Source organism: Henriciella sp. AS95, from assembly GCF_038900055.1.
GTDB lineage: Bacteria > Pseudomonadota > Alphaproteobacteria > Caulobacterales > Hyphomonadaceae > Henriciella.
In genome coordinates this window covers 1755186-1774285 of record NZ_JBBMQM010000001.1, presented here as the reverse complement: position 1 = coordinate 1774285, position 19100 = coordinate 1755186, and the positions used below count along the sequence as shown (strand labels likewise).

General features: G+C 58.0%; 28 protein-coding genes. 6 read left to right on the top strand and 22 right to left on the bottom strand.

Going from position 1 to position 19100, the window contains the following annotated elements; all coding sequences use genetic code 11:
• The first annotated feature begins 48 nt into the window (after nt 1–48).
• The 5 genes from WNY37_RS08780 to rnhA all read left to right on the top strand — a co-directional run bounded on the left by WNY37_RS08780 (nt 49) and on the right by rnhA (nt 5294).
• Nucleotides 49–1527, top strand: coding sequence for an MFS transporter (locus WNY37_RS08780; protein ID WP_342973085.1), 1479 nt, complete (start codon nt 49–51; stop codon nt 1525–1527).
• Nucleotides 1528–1659: 132 nt separating this feature from the next.
• Complete coding sequence (locus tag WNY37_RS08775) at nt 1660–3162, top strand: MFS transporter (protein ID WP_342973084.1); 1503 nt, start codon at nt 1660–1662, stop codon at nt 3160–3162.
• A 9-nt stretch (nt 3163–3171) separates the two neighbouring features.
• Entirely contained in the window at nt 3172–4137 is a 966-nt protein-coding gene (gene thrB / locus WNY37_RS08770; RefSeq protein WP_342973083.1) for a homoserine kinase, read from the top strand.
• Nucleotides 4138–4226: 89 nt separating this feature from the next.
• Entirely contained in the window at nt 4227–4814 is a 588-nt protein-coding gene (locus WNY37_RS08765) for a hypothetical protein (protein ID WP_342973082.1), read from the top strand.
• A 42-nt stretch (nt 4815–4856) separates the two neighbouring features.
• Nucleotides 4857–5294 (top strand): ribonuclease HI, encoded by a 438-nt coding sequence (gene rnhA / locus WNY37_RS08760; protein WP_342973081.1) that lies wholly within the window; start codon nt 4857–4859, stop codon nt 5292–5294.
• On the opposite strand, the gene WNY37_RS08755 is transcribed toward rnhA, so the two are convergent.
• Nucleotides 5295–5732 carry a hypothetical protein gene (locus WNY37_RS08755; protein WP_342973080.1) on the bottom strand — a complete coding sequence of 146 codons (438 nt, stop codon included), beginning with the start codon at nt 5730–5732 and terminating at the stop codon, nt 5295–5297. It lies immediately after the preceding gene.
• Between the two features lie 19 nt (nt 5733–5751).
• Nucleotides 5752–6750, bottom strand: a complete 999-nt coding sequence (locus WNY37_RS08750; protein ID WP_342973079.1) for a nitronate monooxygenase family protein — start codon at nt 6748–6750, stop codon at nt 5752–5754.
• Between the two features lie 151 nt (nt 6751–6901).
• Here WNY37_RS08750 and WNY37_RS08745 point away from each other — a divergent pair, with 151 nt between their 5' ends.
• Nucleotides 6902–7621, top strand: a complete 720-nt coding sequence (locus tag WNY37_RS08745; protein WP_342973078.1) for an alpha/beta hydrolase — start codon at nt 6902–6904, stop codon at nt 7619–7621.
• Nucleotides 7622–7893: 272 nt separating this feature from the next.
• Here the strand turns inward: WNY37_RS08745 and WNY37_RS08740 are convergent, their stop codons facing one another.
• From WNY37_RS08740 to rplP, 20 genes are all read right to left on the bottom strand, one after another.
• Nucleotides 7894–9321 carry a hypothetical protein gene (locus WNY37_RS08740; protein ID WP_342973077.1) on the bottom strand — a complete coding sequence of 476 codons (1428 nt, stop codon included), beginning with the start codon at nt 9319–9321 and terminating at the stop codon, nt 7894–7896.
• 126 nt (nt 9322–9447) lie between these two features.
• Nucleotides 9448–9873, bottom strand: coding sequence for a 50S ribosomal protein L17 (gene rplQ, locus WNY37_RS08735; RefSeq protein WP_342973076.1), 426 nt, complete (start codon nt 9871–9873; stop codon nt 9448–9450).
• 33 nt (nt 9874–9906) lie between these two features.
• A complete protein-coding gene (locus WNY37_RS08730) occupies nt 9907–10926 on the bottom strand; it encodes a DNA-directed RNA polymerase subunit alpha (protein WP_342974886.1) in 1020 nt (339 codons plus the stop codon).
• A gap of 60 nt (nt 10927–10986) precedes the next feature.
• Nucleotides 10987–11376 (bottom strand): 30S ribosomal protein S11, encoded by a 390-nt coding sequence (gene rpsK / locus WNY37_RS08725; protein WP_342973075.1) that lies wholly within the window; start codon nt 11374–11376, stop codon nt 10987–10989.
• Between the two features lie 12 nt (nt 11377–11388).
• Entirely contained in the window at nt 11389–11766 is a 378-nt protein-coding gene (rpsM, locus tag WNY37_RS08720) for a 30S ribosomal protein S13 (RefSeq protein WP_342973074.1), read from the bottom strand.
• A 129-nt stretch (nt 11767–11895) separates the two neighbouring features.
• Nucleotides 11896–12465 (bottom strand): adenylate kinase, encoded by a 570-nt coding sequence (locus WNY37_RS08715; RefSeq protein WP_342973073.1) that lies wholly within the window; start codon nt 12463–12465, stop codon nt 11896–11898.
• Nucleotides 12462–13826, bottom strand: a complete 1365-nt coding sequence (gene secY, locus WNY37_RS08710; protein ID WP_342973072.1) for a preprotein translocase subunit SecY — start codon at nt 13824–13826, stop codon at nt 12462–12464. Before secY ends, WNY37_RS08715 begins: the two co-directional genes overlap by 4 nt.
• Nucleotides 13827–13914: 88 nt before the next feature.
• Nucleotides 13915–14394: a 50S ribosomal protein L15 gene (gene rplO, locus WNY37_RS08705; RefSeq protein ID WP_342973071.1), complete on the bottom strand. Its 480-nt coding sequence runs from the start codon at nt 14392–14394 to the stop codon at nt 13915–13917.
• Between the two features lie 44 nt (nt 14395–14438).
• The gene (gene rpmD / locus WNY37_RS08700; RefSeq protein WP_342973070.1) at nt 14439–14633 is read right to left on the bottom strand and encodes a 50S ribosomal protein L30; all 195 of its coding nucleotides are present in this window, start codon (nt 14631–14633) and stop codon (nt 14439–14441) included.
• Between the two features lie 20 nt (nt 14634–14653).
• Nucleotides 14654–15247, bottom strand: coding sequence for a 30S ribosomal protein S5 (gene rpsE / locus WNY37_RS08695; protein WP_342973069.1), 594 nt, complete (start codon nt 15245–15247; stop codon nt 14654–14656).
• A 9-nt stretch (nt 15248–15256) separates the two neighbouring features.
• Nucleotides 15257–15619 carry a 50S ribosomal protein L18 gene (gene rplR, locus WNY37_RS08690; RefSeq protein WP_342973068.1) on the bottom strand — a complete coding sequence of 121 codons (363 nt, stop codon included), beginning with the start codon at nt 15617–15619 and terminating at the stop codon, nt 15257–15259.
• A 5-nt stretch (nt 15620–15624) separates the two neighbouring features.
• Nucleotides 15625–16236 (bottom strand): 50S ribosomal protein L6, encoded by a 612-nt coding sequence (gene rplF, locus WNY37_RS08685; protein WP_342973067.1) that lies wholly within the window; start codon nt 16234–16236, stop codon nt 15625–15627.
• 17 nt (nt 16237–16253) lie between these two features.
• Entirely contained in the window at nt 16254–16649 is a 396-nt protein-coding gene (gene rpsH / locus WNY37_RS08680; RefSeq protein ID WP_342973066.1) for a 30S ribosomal protein S8, read from the bottom strand.
• Nucleotides 16650–16664: 15 nt separating this feature from the next.
• Complete coding sequence (gene rpsN, locus WNY37_RS08675; RefSeq protein ID WP_342973065.1) at nt 16665–16970, bottom strand: 30S ribosomal protein S14; 306 nt, start codon at nt 16968–16970, stop codon at nt 16665–16667.
• A gap of 19 nt (nt 16971–16989) precedes the next feature.
• Nucleotides 16990–17547 (bottom strand): 50S ribosomal protein L5, encoded by a 558-nt coding sequence (gene rplE / locus WNY37_RS08670; protein ID WP_342974885.1) that lies wholly within the window; start codon nt 17545–17547, stop codon nt 16990–16992.
• Entirely contained in the window at nt 17544–17855 is a 312-nt protein-coding gene (gene rplX, locus WNY37_RS08665) for a 50S ribosomal protein L24 (protein ID WP_342973064.1), read from the bottom strand. The genes rplE and rplX overlap by 4 nt, the downstream gene beginning before the upstream one ends.
• Before the next feature lie 2 nt (nt 17856–17857).
• Nucleotides 17858–18226 (bottom strand): 50S ribosomal protein L14, encoded by a 369-nt coding sequence (rplN, locus tag WNY37_RS08660; RefSeq protein ID WP_084394328.1) that lies wholly within the window; start codon nt 18224–18226, stop codon nt 17858–17860.
• On the bottom strand, nt 18223–18468 hold the full coding sequence (rpsQ, locus tag WNY37_RS08655; protein ID WP_084394329.1) for a 30S ribosomal protein S17: 246 nt from the start codon (nt 18466–18468) through the stop codon (nt 18223–18225). The genes rplN and rpsQ overlap by 4 nt, the downstream gene beginning before the upstream one ends.
• A 9-nt stretch (nt 18469–18477) precedes the next feature.
• Nucleotides 18478–18681 (bottom strand): 50S ribosomal protein L29, encoded by a 204-nt coding sequence (gene rpmC / locus WNY37_RS08650; RefSeq protein WP_084394330.1) that lies wholly within the window; start codon nt 18679–18681, stop codon nt 18478–18480.
• Between the two features lie 2 nt (nt 18682–18683).
• A complete protein-coding gene (gene rplP, locus WNY37_RS08645; RefSeq protein ID WP_342973063.1) occupies nt 18684–19100 on the bottom strand; it encodes a 50S ribosomal protein L16 in 417 nt (138 codons plus the stop codon).

The window sequence follows — 19100 nt, the reverse complement described above, 5'->3', positions numbered from 1 at the left end:
AGCGCCATCCAAACAAAGGGTGAGACGCGCGACCAAGGGAGGAATGAGATGGCGTCTGTCGATCAGGAGACATCAGCCCCGGCTGCGATCAATACCGGATACGGGACCAAAGGTTACCGGGCCTATGTGCTCAGCGCTTTGCTGACGGTCTACATCTTCAATTTCATTGATCGCACAATCATCAACATTCTAACCGAGCCGATCAAACTCGAATTCGGCGTGGAAGACTGGCAGATGGGCTTGCTCGGCGGCCCCGCCTTCGCCTTCCTGTACACATTTCTGGGCATTCCGCTGGCGCGCGCGGCGGAACGCTACAACCGCGTTCTGATCATCGTCATCTCGGTGGCACTCTGGTCATTTTTCACCGCTATTTGCGGGTTTGCGATGTCCTTCTTCATGCTCTTCCTGTTCCGCGTGGGCGTGAGCATTGGCGAAGCAGGATGTACACCGCCAGCGCAGTCCATCATTGCAGACTACTACACGCCGAAATCACGCGCGACGGCGGTATCAATCTATGCCCTTGGCGTGCCGCTGGGAGGCATGCTTGCATCGTTCTTCGGCGGACAGATTGCGGGGCTTAGCGGCGCGGATTTCGGGGCGTGGATCGGATCCATCGGTCTCGGGGGCCTTTTCTCCGGCGTTGACTGGTCGAACGTCAGCGGCTGGAGAATTGCGTTCGTGGTCGTCGGCGCGCCGGGCCTGCTCATCGCCTTGTTGGTGAAGCTCACCGTCAAGGAACCCCCGCGCGGCTACACCGACCCGCAGAAGCTGCAAAACCTCGGAAAGGCGAGCTTTGGCGAGGCCCTGAAAGTCCTGATGTCGAAGCCGACCTATTGGCACATCGTTGCCGGTGCAACATTGGCTTCATTCGTCGGTTATGGCGTGACCCAGTTCACGACATCCTTCCTGATCCGGACGCATGAACTGACGATCCAGACAGCATCCGTGCTGTTTGGGATCGTTATTGGCCTCATGGCCGCCATCGGCGTGTTCCTGTCAGGCTTTCTCGCGGACAAGCTGTCAATGAGACACCCGACTGCGCTGTCCTGGCTGCCCGCGATCGGCATGGGGCTCTCGGTCCCCCTCTATGCGATGGGTTATCTTGCGGACAATCTGTGGATCGCAATGCCGCCGCTCATGGCGGCTGCAACGCTTCACTATTTCTACCTTGGACCAATGTACGCCATTGCGGGCGGCGTCGTTGACAGCCGCATGCGGGCAACATCGGTCGCCATCACGCTCTTCGTGGTCAATCTGCTGGGATATGGTCTCGGGCCACCCCTTATCGGGATCTTGTCCACTTTCTTCAAAACCATGTTCATTAATGGCGCCGGCATCGGCCTGACGCTCGAGGCGTGTAAAGACCTCACCACCCTGGTGGAAAATGAGGCCGCTGCCTGTAAGAGCGCCGACGCGCGCGGCCTGCAATGGTCGATCATTGTCTTCATCTGCGGCTATGGCTGGGCAGCCCTGCACTACCTTCTCGCCGGGCGCACGCTTCAGCGTGACATGGTCGCAAACGATTAGGAAACAAAAACCGTCAACGGGTCCGGTTTTGCGAGACAGGGGGCGGGACTGCGTGCATGATGCGCACGGAAGGGATCGACGAATAACGCTGCCTGACCATTCAGGATGCAGCGGAAATTTGGGAGAGTGACAATGGCAATTTCAGGCCCAACGGTCGGCGAAGGCGTAAGCGGCGCGTCCGCTGGCGGCGCAAATGAGGGGTATTCGACCGCCGGATACCGAGCCTACATTCTGGGCTCGCTACTGCTGGTCTACGTCTTCAATTTTATTGACCGGTCGATCCTTGCCATCCTCAACGACCCGATCAAGGAAAGCCTCCAACTCGAAGACTGGCACATGGGCCTTCTGGGCGGGCTGGCTTTTGCGATGCTCTACACGACACTCGGTATCCCGATTGCCCGTGTTGCAGAACGCGTCAATCGCAAATGGATCATCATCGTCTCCCTGCTCTTGTGGAGCCTGATGACCGTCCTGTGCGGCCTGGCAACCAGCTTCATCATGCTGTTTGTCTTGCGGATCTGCGTCGGGATTGGCGAGGCTGGCTGTACGCCGCCGGCTCAATCAATGATCGCCGACTATTTCAAGCCCACAAGCCGGGCGACGGCTGTGTCGATCTATGCGCTGGGCGTTCCTCTCGGTGCCATGATTGCCGGCGTCGCTGGCGGCTGGATCAATGACTATGTGACCGGCGAGAACATCCACGCCATGTTTGGCAGCTCGGGAATGGGCTGGGCGCAAGGCCTGCTCGACTGGCAATCACTTGAAGGCTGGCGGCTCGCCTTCATCCTGGTGGGCCTACCGGGCGTCATCCTGGCGACAATTCTCATGCTGACCATGAAGGAGCCACCGCGCGGCTACACCGACCCACCAGAAGCCGTAAAGCTCGAACCGGCCAGCTTTGCGCAGGTTCTTGGCATCCTGGCCCGTAAACCCACCTACATTCATGTCGTGATCGGTGCAGCGCTTGCATCGTTCGCTGGCTATGGCATTGGGCACTTCGTTCCTGCTTATTTCGTGCGCACGCATGAGCTTTCTCTTAGCGAGGCGGCGATCTATTACAGCCTCATTCTCGGCCTGTGTGGCGCCATCGGCGTCTTCTCCTCCGGCTATATTTCGGACCGCATTTCATCGCGGCACCCGAATGCGCTGTCCTGGCTGCCCGCCATTGGTATGGCGTGCGCCGTGCCGCTCTACGTGTTCGGCTTCCTGCAAAACGTCCTGTGGCTGACCATGCCGCCATTGATGATCGCGGCGCTGCTGAAATACTTCTATCTCGGCCCGATGTATGCCGTCTCGGGCGGAGTCGTGGACAGCCGTATGCGCGCCACATCGGTTGCGATCACACTCTTTTTCACCAACCTCATCGGCCTCGCGCTCGGACCCACCACTTCAGGCATGCTGTCCAGCCTGATCAAGAGCAATATTCTGTCCGGGTCGGATCTCGGTCTGTCGATTGAAGCCTGCAAGGTGCCCGCCGACCTCAGCGCAGAAGCTGTCGCCTTGTGCACACACGCTGACAGCAAGGGGCTTCAATACGCCATCGTCATTTTCGCCTGTGTCTATGCGTGGGCAGCGCTTCACTATTTGCTCGCCGGTCGTACGCTTCAGCGTGACATGGTGGCCAAGAGCGCATAGACGGCCCCTATGGCTGTCTACACTACTGTAAGCGATGAAGCGCTTGCCTCGTTTCTGGAAGAATATGACCTCGGCGAAGCTCGGAGTTTCAAGGGCATTGCCGAGGGTGTGGAGAATTCGAACTACTATCTGGAGACTGACCGAGGCCGCTACATCCTCACGCTATTCGAAAGGCGGGCAGACCCGAAAGACTTGCCCTACTTCATCGATCTCAAGCGCCACCTTGCCCAGAAATCGTTTCCGTGCCCTGCCCCCGTTGCCGGGAAGGACGGAGAAGCGCTGAGGCAGCTCGAAGGCCGGCCAGCCGTCATCGTGACCTTTCTGGATGGTCTGTCTCCAAAATCACCTAACGCGCCACAATGCCGCTCGCTCGGAGCCGGTCTCGCACGCATGCATGCATCCCTGGCGGACTTTGATCAACGCCGGCAAAATTCTCTCGGCCCCGCGAGCTGGCCTGGTCTCTGGCGTGGACGCGCCGAAACAGCAGACAGCCTGCAAGACGGCCTCGCCGCGCGCATCAAGTCTGATCTGAAAGCGATTGCAGACGCCAAGCCACAGAGCCTGCAGATTCCCCGCGGCACGATCCACGCGGATCTGTTCCCCGACAACGCCTTCTTTCTTGGCGACGAGTTTACAGGCGCCATCGACTTCTATTTCGCTTGTAGCGATGTGCTGGCCTACGACATTGCCGTCTGCCTCAATTCATGGGCCTTCGAGAATGGCAGCGAGTACAATTACTCCAAGGGCGCCGCGCTGATCGCGGGATATGAAAGCGTTCGTCCATTAGAGGCCGCCGAACGCGACGCGCTGCCTGTGCTGTGTCTCGGTGCGGCGCTGCGCTTCTTCCTGACAAGACTTGTCGACTGGACTGATACCCCGGCCGATGCGTTGGTGCGCCCCAAAAACCCGCTGGAGTACGCCGACAAACTCGCCTTTCACCGCAAAGCGGTTTCGGCTGGCGACTATGGTGCCTGAAAATTGCCGCCCTCTCAACCAGCCCCTGCCTGATTGACCGGTTTTCATGTCACCCTTGCCGTGCAACGCTGGACAGGTGGAGGGACATCATGACGGAATTCGGCACCAACGGGGCGATCGTCGGCACGAGGGACGAGCGAAACGACGATTATCGCGCTGATCGGGATGGGCGAATTCGCATCCGGCGCGTGGCGCTTGCGTGTTTCCTCTGTGGGATTGCCGCGTCAATCACCGTTGCACTGGTCGCCGCCGTCATCGCGTTCACCTTCGGATCAGTCATGTCGATCGCGGGTATGCAGACATCGCAGTTTGGCTCTGGCAACGGATTTATGGCCGGTGCGTTCATCGCGATCATGATAGCGGGCTTCAACTGGTATTTATTTTACATCGTCGTGCCGATTACCTGGATTGTCCTCTTCTTCTCTATCGGCCTGTTTCCGCGCCGGGGTATTCGCAAGCACGGACCCTACTATCGTTGGGGGGCCATATGGGGCGGACTACTTGTCGGTGGCACGACGGGGCTAGTCGGCGGTGGCATGCCGGGACCGGCGACCCTGGGGGCGTTTCTGTCCGGCGGGCTGATTGGCGCGATTGCAGGGCTGATCTGTGCGGCGCTCTTCCTTGCCATTGTGCGGCCAAAACAACAGCTTCCCGACATTGCCACAGACGTATTCTGACGGCCGCTTGACGTGACGATCAAACCAAGCGAGCGAGAACGCATGTCGAATCAAATTGAAATCTGGACCGATGGCGCGTGCAGCGGAAACCCAGGCCCGGGCGGCTGGGGCGCATTGCTTCGCGCGGGTGACCACGAGCGAGAACTTCATGGCGGAGAGCCAGACACCACGAACAATCGCATGGAGCTGATGGCGGCGATCGAAGCGCTGAACGCGCTGAAGAAGCCATCAAAGGTGAAGCTGCACACAGACTCCACCTATGTGAAAGACGGCCTGACCAAATGGATTCATGGATGGAAGCGGAATGGCTGGAAGACGGCCTCAAAGAAACCGGTAAAAAACAAGGATTTGTGGCAGATGCTTGAGACCGCATGCGAGCGTCACGACATCCAGTGGATCTGGGTTAAAGGCCATGCTGGCGACGAGGGAAATGAACGCGCCGATGAGCTCGCAAGACTCGGCGCGTCCGAGGCTCGCTGATCAGCGCATGTCCACCTGCGCACACTGGCCGTCATTGTCCCGCATGACCAACCTCACGCCGTCGACGAACTGGCCAGTGATCTCAAATTCGGGTTTCGTAATATCGTAGGTCGAGGCGTTGGCGTCCTCTGCGTCGTCCTCAATGATGCCGGCGGCGCCTTCGACACCAACGTTTCGCTCGCTCCGGATATCAGCAATGACCTGGCTGACCTTCAGGACGGTGGTTTGCGCCTCCTCGCCGAGCGTATCGATATTGGTGGCGTAGCACTCGCAATAGGTCTCTACCGACGCACCAAGATCTGCGAGGTCACTCTCTACCTCCGGATCGCCAGCGAGCAGACCCGTGCAAATGGATGCGGGGTCGCTGCTGTTGCCTGTGCTGCAGGCCGCGACCAGTGAAACAGCCGCTATGGCCCAACTTCTCTTGATATGAGCCATAGCGGCACCTCCTCTTCGATTATTCGGCTGGTACGGCAGCAGCCGTTCCAAGGAAACCGCGCAGGCGCGTCTCGATGATCTCATTGGCCTCAGCCATGATCCGGTCGATCAGTTCCTTACAGGTCGGGATGTCGTGGATCAGGCCAGCAACCATGCCACACGACCATGCGCCGGCATCCATTTCGCCGTTCAACATGATCTTTGGATAGACGCCTGCAACTTCTTCAATGATGTCTTCGAACTTGATGTCCGAACCGAGCCGCTCTTCCTTCTCAAGAAGACGCTCGACCCCAGCATTGTTCAGCACGCGCTCGGTATTGCGCAGAGGCCGCATGATCAGACGCGTGTCCAATTCGGATGCCGCGACAATCGCCTGCTTCACATTCTCGTGGACCGGCGCTTCCTTCGTGGCGATGAAGCGGGTTCCCATATTCATGCCGGACGCTCCCATGGCGAGGGATGCGACGAGGCTGCGCCCATCGGCCTGCCCGCCAGATGACACAAAAGGAATCTCAAGCTCATCGGCAGCCCGTGGCAGGAGGATCATGTTCGGAACATCGTCTTCGCCCGGGTGGCCGCCGCATTCAAAGCCGTCAACGGAAACTGCGTCACATCCAATGGACTGCGCCTTCAGGGCGTGGCGAACAGCCGTGCACTTGTGAATGACATTGATGCCCGCATCCTTGAGGACCGGCAGAACCTGAGCTGGATTGTTGCCGGCCGTTTCAACCGCTTTGACACCGCCTTCGATGATCGCCTTGATGTACCCTGGATAGTCCGGCGGGTTCACTGACGGCAGGAAGGTGAGGTTCACGCCGAAAGGCTTGTCCGTCATATCGCGGCAGCGCGCGATCTCATTGGCGAGGTCGGCGGGGGTCTTCTGTGTCAGCGCAGTGATGATGCCAAGGCCGCCAGCGTTCGACACGGCGGCGGCCATCTCCGCAAAGCCCACATAATGCATGCCCCCCTGGATAATGGGGTGCTCGATGCCGAACATTTCGGTGATAGGCGTCTTCATGGGAAATCTCCTCCAAATCAATGCGGACACAATGCCAATGGATACCCATCAAGGGCAAGCATTCCGGCGGGTAAAGGAGGCGCAATCGCGCGCCTTGTTATTCTGACCCGGCAGGCTCAAAGTGATGCAAGCAGCCTGGAGGCAATCAGCAATGCGCATCTTTGTTCACGGCGTTCCGGACACACCCGCCATGTGGGCTCCGTTGATCGAGGCGCTCGGTCCGTCAGCTGGGCCAGTCTCGGCCCCGGCTTTACCGGGTTTCGTCACCCCTCCCCCAGCGGGCTTCAGCTGCACGAAAGAAGCCTATTCGAACTGGCTCATTCAGGAAGTTGAGGCCGTCGGCGCGCCTGTCGACCTGGTGGGGCATGACTGGGGCGCACTTTTGGTCATCCGGGTGGCATGCCAGCGGCCTGAGCTTGTGCGCAGCTGGGCCGTCGCGAATGCCCTGCCTCAAAAGGACTATAAATGGCATCGCACGGCCAAAATCTTTCAGACCCCACTGCTCGGCGAAGCGTTCATGGCGCTGACGAGTGAAGCGCGTCTCGCCAGCGGGCTGGCCAAAGCGGGACTGCCTGCCACCCTGGCTCGCAAGGAAGCCTCACACTGGACGCCGCACATGCGCAAAGCCATCCTCAAACTCTACCGCTCGGCCAAGACCGTCGCATCAGAATGGTCGCAGGGCCTGGACAAGCTTCCTGAGCGCGGCATGGTTTTCTGGGGCGACGACGATCCCTTCGTACCGGTCGAAACCGCTGAGCGCTTCTGCGCCGAAACAGGTGTACCGCTTCACCGCAATGCCAACACCGGACATTGGTCGGTTGTCGAGCGCGCGGAAGAGTTCGCGACACTTTTAAAAACGCACTGGCGCTGAACCAGCTCAGGCGCCGGACGCGACTTCATGGCTTGAATGCGCAGCTCCGATCGAAAATGGTAGTGTGCCACCATGGGAGGCGCCGACCATGAACCTTCAATTTTCAAAAACTGAAGAAGCGTTTCGCGACGAGGTGCGCGACTTCCATTCCGCCAGCCCGACGCCTGATCAGCCAAATATCTCAATGACCGCGCCGGCTCGATCTATGCTGGCTCAAACGATATCCAGCGCAACATTCTGAGCAAGGGTCAGCTGGGGCTCCAGGGGGCGTCTTAGTTGTCAATCACGCGCGCGGAGTCCGCCTCTTCATCTCGGTCTTCCGCATCGGTGTTTGTCACGCCGGTCGCACAAGCCTCAGCCTGTTCAGAAGTTTGGCGCTCACTTGTCACCTGTCTCAGCAAAGCAATGCGCTGCTCTGTTCGCTCGGTCCCGGCCGGGAGGCTGAAGCTCAGATAGTTTTCGTTGCCCGGCCCTGAAGCTCTGTACCGGGTGGTGATATCATTCGATTCCTCTGCCAGGATTTCAATCTCACAGATTCCGCCATGCGCAAACCAGACTGAATCTGTGACGCCGCTCTCTTGCCACCAGCCGCCGAAATAGGAATCGGACATGAGGACACCGCCCTCTTCAAGGTCAAAACTTGCGGTCGAGGACAGCCAGAGTGGTTCTTCCCCGGTGAGCAAGTACTCTTCCCCGCGCAGCCAGTTGAGGATTGACCGGGAGATTTCATGAGCTTCGATCGCGCCCCCCGGCAACCCGTTTAGCTTTGCCACCCGCGACCAGTCCGGCGATCGCCCCTCCTCGCAGGCGGTGCTTAGCTCTGCGTTTGTATGACGCGCATTGAGGTAGCCGATGCGCTCAATGAACGCCTGATGCAGCGGATCACCTTTCGGAAGCCAGAACACGACTGGCTCTCTATCGTCGACAGAATAGGCCGCGTAAGCACTGAGGCGGAAATCCGAATTGGCTTCGGACGGCTCAACTTTGCAAATCGCGCCGAGCCTGATCCACGCTGAGACGAGCTCACCATCTGACTCTTGCCACCAGGATCCCAAATATTTGTCGGTCAGCAGGTTCCCATCTTCCTTGATGGAGAAAAAACCGTCCGAATAAAAAAGCAGAGGTCTCTCTTCGGCATCAAGCAGATTTTCCTGACGCATCCATGCCAACTGTTCAGCATCGATATCGCTCCCGCTCACGATGTTAAAGCTGACATTACCCGGTAAAACGGACGCCAAAACCCCGACCAGCAAGAATGCCGATATCGGCAGAACCACAATCCACCCCGCCAGGCGGACCCAAGGCCGGCCGACAAGCTCCGCCGTTTCGTCATTATGCACCGCTCTCCAGTAAAGGAACGCATTGACGCACATACGCAAAGCCAAACCGCCAAAGATAAGAAGCTGGATGACATTACGGGTCGCATTGGTGTCGAGACCTTCAACCACGATCTCAACCAGTCCGAAAGTCAGGACCCAGAATAGGATAGCGAGGCATGCAGCGCGCGAGCCGTGCCAAGCCATGAGTCCGCAGAAAAAATAGATCAAGCCCGCCATGGCATGGCCGAGCGCCTCACTGGGCGCTACCTCAGACTCACCAGTGAAGATTATCAGCGCGGCCAGACCCTGCAGAATGCCCGCCCCCATGAAGATAGCGGCGTAGACGCGCAGACGTTTGCGGTGAGTATCTGCTCTATTCATGAGGTGCCCCGGGCCCAGACCACTTACCCCTTAAGGTTGCATGATATGCGCCGACGGCTCCTGGGAGCAAACAAAAAAGCCCCGCCAGATCACTGACGAGGCTTTGATGTTGTTTATGTCTGCAGACTATTCTTCGTCCATCGCCTCAAGTTCGGCTTCGTGACGGGCGCGGTCTTTTGCGCCTTTGGCGTCTTCATCGCGGTCAACCAGTTCGATCACGGCAACCGGCGCATTGTCGCCATGGCGGAAACCCGCTTTCAGAACTCGGGTGTAGCCACCATTGCGATCCTTGTAGCGATCGCCAAAGACGTCGAACAGCTTCTGCACGGCTTCCTTGTTGCGGATCTGCGCAATGGCGCGGCGGCGAGAGGCGAGATCACCTTTCTTTGCCAGCGTCACAAGCTTGTCCATGATCGGCTTGAGCTCCTTCGCCTTAGGAAGGGTCGTAACGATCTGCTCATGCTCAATGAGCGACGCTGCCATGTTCGCGAACATCGCCTTGCGGTGCGATGTGGTGCGGTTCAGCTTGCGATGTGCAATTGCGTGGGCCATTTCGGTCTCCTGCGCGCCCTCCCGGGCGGACGGTTAGAGGTGGTCGTCGTATTTCTTGGCAAGCGCTTCGATGTCTTCTGGTGGCCAATCCGGCACTTCCATGCCGAGGTGCAGCCCCATTCCAGCGAGCACTTCCTTGATCTCATTCAGCGACTTGCGGCCGAAGTTCGGGGTGCGGAGCATTTCCGCCTCGGACTTCTGGATGAGGTCGCCAATATAAACAATGTTGTCGTTCTTCAGGCAGTTTGCCGAACGGACAGACAGTTCCAGCTCGTCGACCTTCTTGAGAAGAACCGGATTGAAGCCGAGATCGGTTTCTTCGCTGGACGAAGAGGATTCGGTTTCTGGCTCATCGAAGGTGATGAAGAGTTGCAGCTGATCCTGAAGGATGCGGGCGGCATAAGCCACCGCGTCTTCAGGCGTGATCGATCCGTCGGTTTCGACTGACAGCGTGAGCTTGTCATAATCGAGGACCGTTCCCTCACGGGTGTCTTCGACAGCATAACCGACGCGGCGGACCGGAGAGTAGATTGCGTCAACCGGCACGAAGCCAATCGGCGCGTCTTCCGGACGGCTCTGATCGGCAGGCACATAGCCCTTGCCGGTGGCAACGGTGAATTCCATGCGGACCGAGGCGCCATCATCGAGCGTACAGATGACCAGATCCGGATTGAGGATCTTCACGTCGCCTGAGGTTTCGATCTGGCCAGCTTTGACTTCGCCCTTGCCGTCTGCCTTCAGGATCATGCGCTTCGGCGTGTCCGAAACCATGTCGATGGCGATCTGCTTCAGGTTCAGAACGATGGTCGTGACATCTTCGCGAACGCCCGGAATGGACGAGAACTCGTGAACCACACCGTCAATCTGCACGCCAGTGATCGCTGCGCCCTGAAGGGACGACAGAAGCACGCGGCGAAGCGCATTGCCGAGCGTCGTACCGAAGCCACGCTCAAGCGGCTCGATGACGAGTTTGGCATGACGACGCGGATCGCGGCCCGCTTCAACCTTTGGACGGTTTGGGCGGATCAGTTCTTTCCAGTTACGGTCATTCACGCTGGTCGCGGTATCGGCCATTCACGGCCTCCTTAGTCTGTTAATGGATGAAGCTCAGGCCTAGACGCGGCGGCGTTTTGGCGGGCGGCATCCATTGTGCGGAATTGGTGTGGTGTCGCGGATCGATGTGATGGTCAGGCCAGCAGCCTGCAGCGCACGAAGGGCGCTCTCACGGCCCGAACCTGGTCCACGAACGTTGACTTCGATGGTTTGAAGGCCGTGGTCCTGAGCTTTTTTCGCGGCATCCTCTGCGGCCACCTGGGCAGCGTAAGGAGTCGATTTGCGCGAACCCTTGAACCCCATGGCACCGGCCGAAGACCAGGAAATCGTATTTCCCTGCGCGTCGGAGATCGTCACCATGGTGTTGTTGAAGCTCGAGTTCACATGAGCAACGCCGGAAGAGATATTCTTGCGGGCGCGGCGGCGAACGCGGGTCGTATCACGAGCCATATCTGTCTAGTCCTACTTCTTCTTGCCGGCGATCGGCTTCGCCGGACCCTTGCGGGTGCGAGCATTGGTGTGGGTGCGCTGGCCACGAACCGGCAGGCGCTTGCGGTGGCGAAGCCCCCGGTAGCAGCCAAGGTCCATGAGACGCTTGATGTTCATCGAAACTTCACGGCGAAGGTCACCTTCAACCATATAGTCGGAATCGATCGATTCGCGGATCTGGATCACTTCGGCATCGGTGAGATCAGCGACACGGCGATGACCCTCAATACCAATCTTTTCAGTGATCTCGCGGGCTTTGGCCGGACCAATCCCGTGAATGTAACGAAGCGCAATTTCAACGCGCTTGTTCGTTGGAATGTTTACACCTGCAATACGGGCCACGGGCCTCATCTCCTAAATTGCCAAAAACGGGCTCGGCGCGAAACGAAAACCAACGCTTCGCGCGCGCGAACCCGACCTCTTAACGAAGTGCGTCGTTATAGACCCGCAAATCGCCGCGTCAACTGGTCAAATGCGGCTTTATACGGTCTCTTTCAGCGCCTTCTCGACGCCTTGCGTAACCTCTTCAATTGACGCCATTCCATCGACTTCGCGAAGGATGCCCCGTTCCGCATAAAGCGGGATCAGAGGTGCGGTGTCCTGATTATACTTATCAAGACGCGCAGCGAAAGTCTCGGGATTATCATCCTTGCGGCCCTGCTCCTCAAAACGCTTGGTCACGCGCTTTAGAAGCTGTGCTTCATCGACCACGAGACGAATGACCCGATCAACCTGCGAGCCGCGCGACTTGAGTAGATTGTCGAGCGCGTGCGCCTGACCGACAGTCCGCGGAAACCCATCATAGATAAAGCCAGGCGCGTCGGTGTGAACAGACAGCTGCTCGTCGATGAGGTCGATGACGATCTCGTCCGACACCAGCCCGCCTTCATCCATGATTTTCGCGACCCGGTTGCCGAGGTCAGACCCCGAAGCGCGAGCGGCACGAAGCATGTCCCCTGTCGAAAGCTGAATGTAGCCATGTTCTTCGACAAGACGTTTCGCCTGCGTGCCTTTTCCGGCCGCCGGTGGTCCGAACAGTATCAAATTCATCGTCTGCGTTTTCCTCCCAGCCGCGATTTCTTGATCAGCCCTTCATATTGATGCGCGATCAAGTGGGACTGGATCTGTGTCACTGTATCCATCGTAACGGATACAACGATGAGAAGCGAGGTGCCACCTATATAGAAAGGAATCTCTGGCACGTATCGCCGCAGAATTTCCGGCAGAAGACAGACAAAGACCAGGTAGACAGCGCCGATCGTGGTGAGACGTGTCAGAACGTAGTCAAAATAAGCCGCCGTGTTCTTGCCCGGCCGGATGCCTGGAACAAAGCCACCATATTTACGCAGATTGTCGGCGGTTTCCTGCGGATTGAACATGATCGACGTATAGAAAAAGCAGAAAAACGCGACCAGCACACCGTAGGTGATGATGTAGGTCCAGCTGCCCGGAGAGAAGTGGAGCGCGAACCACTGCAGAATACCTGGCCCCTGCTCAACGGCTCCGCCAGCCGCCATCGTGTTCCCACCCGACAGGCCAACAGCCGTCATCGGAAGCATCAGGATTGCAATAGCAAAGATCGGTGGAATGACGCCAGACGTGTTGATCTTCAGCGGCATGAAAGAGCTTTGGCCCTGCTGCATCTGATTACCGACCTGGCGTTTCGGATACTGGATAAGCACGCGGCGCTGTGAGCGTTCGATAAACACAATGAAAAGAACGAGTGCGACAACGAGCAGAATGACGGCAGCAACGAAGACGACATTGACGCCCTGCTCTCGGCCACCAGCAAACATGTTGAAGACAGCTTTCGGCATCTCAGCAATGATGCCTGCAAAGATGATCAGCGAAATGCCATTACCGATGCCGCGTGCGGTGATCTGTTCACCCATCCACATCAGGAACATTGTGCCGCCAACAAAAGTGGTGACCGCTGTCAGCACGAAGAACCAGGTCGCAATGCCTTCATAGGCAACGCCAGACAGGCCCATCGCGATGCCAAACCCCTGGAACAGGGCGAAGCCGACGGTCAAGTAACGCGTGTACTGGTTGATCTGTTTTCGACCGGCCTCGCCTTCCTTCTTGAGTTTCTCAAGCGAAGGGACCGCACTGGTCATCATCTGAATGATAATCGATGCCGTAATATATGGCATCACATTGAGTGCAAACACACTCATCCGTTCGACGGCGCCGCCAGCAAACATGTTCAGCGAACCGAGCATACCGCCCTGTTGCTGGGTGAAGAATTGCTCGAACTGGCTTGGGTCAACACCCGGCACCGGGATGTACGTCCCCAGGCGGAAAAGAACGAGAATGAAGAGCGTGAACAGGATTCGGGCCTGAAGATCCTTCGCTTTCGCGAAGGTGCCGAAATTCATGTTTCGCGCCATTTGCTCTGCGGCTGTGGCCAACTGCCCCTCCTACCGGAAATGAAATCGCCGCCAATACATCGGCGGCGAAATGCTGTTTGTGAAGGTGTTCGGATGAAAAAGCCGCAGATTATTCTGCTTTTTCAGCCGCCACCGGACCCGTCACAGTGACCTTGCCGCCGGCTTTTTCGATCGCTTCGATCGCTGCCTTGCTGGCACCCGTGACCGTGATGTTTGCCTTTTTCGGCGCTTCACCCTTTGCGAGCAGACGGACACCGTCTTTCACGCGGCGAATGACGCCCGATTCCATCAGCGTCTCTTCGGTGATGTCGCCGGCTTTCAGCTTGCCCGCTTCAATCGCCTTGGTGAGACGGCCCAGGTTGACCCAGGCATGATCTTTCGAGTTGCGGGCGGTGAAGCCTCGCTTCGGCAGACGCATATAGATCGGCATCTGGCCGCCTTCAAAGCCATTCAGGGCGACGCCCGAACGTGCTTTCTGGCCTTTGACACCACGACCGCCAGTCTTGCCCTTGCCGGAGCCGACGCCGCGGCCCACGCGATGGCGGTTCTGGGTCGATCCCGCATTCGGGGAGAGTTCGTTGAGTTTCATCGGTCTATTCCTGACTGGCGTAACAAAGGGTCGCCCCTATACGCCTACTCTTCTACGACTTCAATAAGGTGAGACACCTTGGCGATCATGCCACGCACGGCCGGGGTGTCTTCGAGCTCACGCTCACGGCCGATCTTGTTGAGACCGAGACCGACAAGCGTCTGACGCTGCTCTGGCTTGCGACGGATCGGGCTGCCCGTCTGGCGAACCGTAACCGTATCTGACTTCTTCTTTGCCATGATCAGAACCCTTTTCTAAATCAGGCCGTCTCGGAAATGCCGGCTTCGGACGCACCATCGGTGCGGCGGCCAACAATATCCTGGACCTTGAGGCCACGCTTGGAAGCAACAGAGCGCGGGCTTGCCTGCTCTTTTAGTGCTTCGAAGGTTGCACGAACCATGTTGTACGGGTTGGACGAGCCGTTCGACTTGCCAACAACGTCCTGAATGCCAAGGACTTCCATGACGGCACGCATCGGACCACCCGCAATCACGCCGGTACCCGGAGGCGCTGCGCGAAGGATGACCTTGCCTGCGCCCCAACGGCCTTTGCCGTCATGATGCAGCGTGCGGCCTTCACGAAGCGCTACGCGAACCATGTTGCGCTTGGCTTCTTCAGTTGCCTTGCGGATCGCCTCTGGAACTTCGCGGGCCTTGCCCTTGCCGAAGCCAGCGCGGCCCTTCTGGTCACCCACGACGACGAGCGCTGCGAAACCGAAGTTCTTACCACCCTTCACCGTCTTGGCGACGCGGTTGATGCCGACGAGCTTGTCAACAAATTCGCTCTGTTCTTCGTTTCGGTCATCGCGACGTCCGCGTCCGCGGCCGCGACCTCTGCCCTGTTCTTCTGCCATATCGGCCTCCTAGAACTTCAGACCGCCCTCACGGGCGGCGTCTGCCAGGGCTTTAACCCGGCCGTGGAACATGTAGCTGCCGCGATCGAAGACGACGTCTTCAACGCCGGCTTTCTTGGCGCGCTCTGCGATGAGCTCACCAATTTGCTGAGCAGCTGCGGTGTCGCTCGTGGACTTCAGCTTACCGCGAAGATCCTTTTCGAGCGTAGATGCCGCGGCAACCGTCAGACCCTTCTCATCATCGATGATCTGGGCTGAGATATTCTTGTGCGAGCGAGCAACCGAAAGGCGCGGCTTGCCAGAGGCAAGCTTGCGGAGCTTCGTGCGGTTGCGCTGTGCGCGGCGGGTAGCTTTTTCGCGTGTCGTCTTCATGGCGGTTACTTCTTCTTGCCTTCCTTGCGGCGGACATATTCGCCCTGGTAGCGCACACCCTTGCCTTTGAAAGGCTCAGGCTTACGGAACTGGCGAATTTCAGCTGCAGCCTGTCCGACAGCCTGCTTGTCAGCCCCCGAAACAATCACTTCAGTTGGCTTCGGCGCTTCAATCGTGATGCCTTCCGGGGCTTTGAAGATCACGTCATGCGAGTAACCGAGCGACAGTTTCAGGTCAGATCCCTGCATCTGCGCACGATAACCAACGCCGACGAGTTCAAGCGTCTTCGAGAAGCCATTGGCTGCACCGTTGATGACATTTGCAGCATTCGCACGTGCGGTGCCCCACTGAGTGCGGACTTTAGGGTCCAGCGCCTCAGCGAAAGTCATCTTCTTGCGGCCCTTTTCATCATTTGCCTTGATGCGCGCATTGGCTTCTTTCACGAAGCTCTCGCGTGGCATGATCTGGACCTCACCGTCCTTAAGCTCGGCCGCCACAAGGTCAGACACCACAAACGCAAGGTTGCCTTTCGGGCCTTTCGCTTCAATCGTGTTGCCGTTCACCGTGACGGTCGTGCCGTTCGGGACAGGGATTGGGAGTTTTCCAATACGGGACATGTCAGTTCATCCTCGTCCTAGAATACCCGGCAGAGAACTTCGCCGCCCACATTCTCATTGCGCGCAACGGCATCGGAAATGACACCCTTGGACGTAGAGAGAATGGAGATACCCAGTCCGTTACGGACCAGCGGCAGATCATTCACCGACGAATAAACCCGGCGACCTGGCTTCGAGACCCGACGGATCTCGGAGATGACAGGTGCGCCATCATAATACTTCAGTTCGATCTCGACGTTGTTGTGACCGTCTTTTTCGACTTCCGTGTAACCACGGATGTAGCCTTCAGACTGCAGCACGTCCAGGACGCGAATCCGCAGTTTGGAAGACGGCGAGACAACCTTCGTCATGCCACGCATCTGCGCATTGCGGATACGGGTCAGGAGATCGCCAAGGGGATCGGAAATGTTCATCTTGGTCCTCCTTTCCTACCAGCTTGACTTCACGAGGCCCGGCACCATGCCGAGCGAGCCGAGTTCGCGAAGTGCGATACGCGACATTTTCATCTTGCGATAATAACCACGCGGACGGCCTGTGACCTGGCAGCGGTTACGAACGCGGTTCGGTGCGGAGTTGCGCGGAAGCTCAGCCAGTTTAAGGCGAGCCTGGAAGCGCTCTTCCAGTGGCACATCTTCGTCAACAGCAATCGCTTTGAGCTTCGCACGACGGGCCGCATACTTTGCGACCATCCGACGACGCTTTTCGTTCTTTTCAATTGCGCTCTTCTTAGCCATATCGTTTCGTCCTCAAGCGCTAGTTCCGGAACGGGAAGCCGCAATGCGCTAGCAGCGCCTTGGCTTCTTCGTTCGTTTTAGCGGTGGTGCAGACAATGATGTCCATACCGCGAATGTCTTCCACGTCATCATAATTGATTTCCGGGAAAACGATTTGCTCTTTCAGGCCCATGGCAAAGTTGCCACGGCCGTCAAAGCTCTTGCCGTTCAGACCACGAAAGTCTTTCACACGTGGCAGGGCCATATTGGTCAGACGGTCGAGAAACTCGAACATCCGGTCACGGCGGAGCGTGACTTTTGCGCCAATGACCATGCCGTCGCGCAGCTTGAAGCCGGCGATCGACTTGCGAGCCTTGGTCGGCACCGGCTTTTGACCGGAGATCTTTTCGAGCTCGGCAAGCGCCGTCTTGATCTTCTTGGAGTCAGCGACAGCTTCGCCAACACCCATGTTGATCACAACCTTGTCGAGTTTCGGGACCTGCATCTCGTTGGAGTAGTTGAACTGCTCCTGAAGCTTGGTCCGGATCTCTTTAGCGTACTTCGTCTTAAGACGGGGTTCGTAATTCTTGGACATCAGATCGACTCGCCAGAACGTTTGGCATAGCGCGTCTTGCGGCCATGCTCGTCTACCTTGAAACCGACGCGGGTCGGCTTGCCATCACGCGGGTCCATGAGTGCCACGTTGGACACATGGATCGGCGCTTCGAACGTCTTGATGCCACCCGGGTCCATTTGACCTGGTTTCTGGTGGCGCTTCACAACGTTCACACCTTGAACAACAACGCGGCTCTCGGCAGGAAGGACTTTCGTCACTTCGCCCTGAGCGCCCTTGTTGCGGCCCGCCGTGACGATCACGCGGTCACCTTTTTTCACTTTGGCAGCCATGGTTACAGCACCTCCGGAGCCAGAGAGACGATCTTCATGTGGTTCTTGGCGCGAAGCTCGCGCGGAACCGGTCCGAAGATACGGGTACCGATCGGCTCACCATTGTTGTTCACCAGCACAGCGGCATTGGTGTCGAAACGAATGGTCGAACCGTCGGGGCGGTTAATGTCTTTCGAGACGCGTACGACAACAGCACGGCGCACGTCGCCTTTTTTCACGCGGCCAGTCGGAATCGCTTCCTTGATCGAGACGACAATGATGTCGCCCACAGACGCGTAACGGCGGCCTGCACCACCCAGCACCTTGATGCACTGGACGCGGCGCGCGCCGGAATTGTCGGCCACGCGGAGATTGGATTGCATCTGGATCATGAGTCAGCCCCTTCTCCAGCAACCAGCTCCCACGTCTTCAGCTTGGAGCGCGGTGGGCACTCCTGGATGGTGACGCGCTGTCCTTCGACGGCAACATTGCCCTCGTCGTGAGCGTGATATTTCTTAGAGCGGCGCACGATCTTTTTCATCACAGGATGGAGGAAGGTGCGGTCAACGCGGACCACAGCCGTCTTGTCCTGCTTAGTGGAGACCACAACGCCTTCCATTACGCGTTTCGGCATGACTCTCTCCTACGCCTCGGCTTCCGCTTTGGCCTGTTCGCTAAGGAGTGTCTTGACGCGAGCGATATCGCGGCGGACTTCCTTCATGCGGGCCGTTTTTTCCAGTTGGCCGGTGGCCTGCTGGAAGCGGAGGTTAAACTGTTCTTTCTTGAGCTGGACGAGCTGATCTTTCAGCTGGTCGGTGCTCTTCGAACGCAAATCAGCGATTTTCATCTCTAGATCCCCTCAATGCGCTTAATGATTTTGGTCTTCACCGGCAGCTTTGCAGCACCGAGTTTCAGAGCCTGGATAGCAACGGCATCCGGGACACCGTCGATTTCGAACAGGATGCGACCAGGAGCAACGCGGGCGACCCAACGGTCAACCGAGCCCTTACCTTTACCCATACGAACTTCGATCGGCTTCGCAGTGACCGGCGTATCCGGGAACACGCGGATCCAGACCTTGCCCTGCCGCTTCATCTCGCGGGTCACGGCACGGCGGGTCGCTTCGATCTGACGAGCGGTAACCCGCTCAGGCTCAAGCGCCTTGAGACCAAAGCTTCCAAAGTTCAGCGTGTAGCCGCCTTTGGCAGTACCCGAAATCCGGCCCTTGAAGGCCTTACGGTATTTAGTGCGTTTTGGCTGCAGCAT